We start from the raw sequence: 2,025 nt of genomic DNA, 5'->3' as shown, positions 1-2,025 counted from the left end.
TCGGGCCCGCGGGCTACGTGTCGAAGCTCTATATGAGCATCACAGGCGCGGCCTCGGCACCCTGGAACATATACAGCCCAGGAGGAGTGGTGCTCGTCCTTTCGATATACCAGTTTCCCGTGGTGTTCATAACAGTCAGCGGCGCCCTGGGACGGATAGACACGTCGCTCGAGGAGGCAGCACGAATGTCGGGAGCAAGCCCGTTCAAGACCCTTCTCGACATCACGCTGCCTCTCATCACGCCCGCCATCGTCGCAGGAGGGCTCCTTGCGTTCGTCGGTTGCATATCCAATTTCGGCATCCCGGCGCTTCTCGGGTTTCGGGCAAGGTTCTTCGTTCTCACCACGAAGATATACTCCGCACTATCCATACCGGACATGCCTATCGCAGCGGCCATGTCTGTGATACTGGCTTTCGTCTCCGGTCTCGCACTCGTGCTCCAGCGAAGACTTGAGCGAGAGCAGCACAGGTATGCCGTGATTGCGGGTAAGAGTGTCAGACCGCAAACTATGAGCCTGGGCGCGGCAAGAATACCTTTGCTTGTCATGGTGACCACTGTGGCTCTTTTCGCAGGTGTCGTGCCGATAGCCTCGATGGTCCTAACGTCATTCATCAAGTATTGGGGTGCTCCACTGGCGCTCAAGAGCATGACTCTGGATCACTACAAGTATGTCTTACGTATTCCCATAGGAGCACGCGCCTTCAGGAACAGTCTCTTCCTTGCTGTCGGCGCGGCGACCATCACCATGACAGCAGGGGCTCTCGTGTCATACATGTGCATCAGAGTCAAGCTCGCTGTCGCGCGCGTGCTGGACTTCCTTGGGACTATACCATATGCCGTCCCGCACACCATGATCGCGATAGCAATGATACTCGCCTGGTCACGTCCACCTGTTGTGCTCTACGGCACAATCTGGGTACTACTCGCTGCCTACCTGGTCACCTACATGCCCTTCTCCATACGGACGACCAACGCCACTCTCCAGCAAGTGCATGTATCGCTGGAGGAGGCTGCAAGGGTATCCGGTGCAAGATGGAGCGATACCATGCGTGACATAGTCCTGCCGCTTATCAAGCCCGGACTTGCGGCTGGATGGGTCCTGGTGTTCATGCCCGCTTTTCGGGAGCTCACCGTGTCTGTGCTCCTCTGGTCGCAGGGAGCAGAAACGCTCGGCGTCGTGATCTACAACATGCAAGACGCCGGTTATACTCAGATAGCGGCTGCGCTTTCAACAGTCGTCCTTCTAATCATCTTCATTGGTAACGCCCTGGTCCGCAGACTCTCGCAGGGTGAAATCGGATTCTAAGCGGGGGTGGCGCTAGATTGGCAGATTGGCTCGAAAGGATACGAATAGTGAAACTGACGAAAAGGTTCGGCTCTTTTACCGCCGTAGACAGCGTAAGCTTCACAGTACGGAAGAACGAGTTCTTCTCTCTCCTCGGCCCGTCTGGCTGCGGCAAGACTACGACGCTCCGCTGCATCGCAGGGCTTGAGCAACCGACTTCGGGTGAGGTCTATATCGGTGGGCGCCTCGTCTCGTCGCCTGAAAAGGGCGTCATGGTACCCCCCGAGCGCCGTGGCATAGGGATGGTTTTCCAGAACTATGCGGTGTGGCCGCACATGACTGTAGAGCAGAACATAGCTTATCCGCTCAAGATAGCGCGGGTGTCGAAAGTGAAGATCCGGTCAACGTTATCGAGCATCGTCGATCTCCTGAAGCTCTCTGGCCTGGAGAAGAGATACCCCGCAGAGCTGTCTGGCGGCCAACAGCAAAGAGTGGCACTCGGGCGGGCGCTCGCCATGGATCCGGAGGTCATGCTGTTGGACGAGCCGCTTTCAAACCTTGATGCCAAGCTGCGTGAGCAAATGAGGTTTGAGCTCAAGGATCTTCAGCGGAAGACCGGCATAGCCATCCTCTACGTCACGCACGACCAGGTGGAAGCTATGGCTATGTCCGACAGAGTAGCAGTGATGAACGGCGGCGTGATCATCCAGGAGGGAACGCCGTATGAGATATACAAGTC

General features: G+C 56.8%; 2 protein-coding genes. Both read left to right on the top strand.

The features are described from left to right. A partial coding sequence (locus GX515_13110) for an iron ABC transporter permease (protein HHY33934.1) occupies positions 1–1,307 on the top strand: 1,307 nt, incomplete at its 5' end. 17 nt (positions 1,308–1,324) lie between these two features. Beyond that, positions 1,325–2,025 (top strand): ABC transporter ATP-binding protein (locus GX515_13105; GenBank protein HHY33933.1); only part of this gene is annotated, 701 nt, incomplete at its 3' end.

The organism is Bacillota bacterium (assembly GCA_012842395.1).
GTDB lineage: Bacteria > Bacillota > SHA-98 > UBA4971 > UBA4971 > UBA6256.
This window is presented reverse-complemented; position numbering and strand designations above follow the sequence as displayed.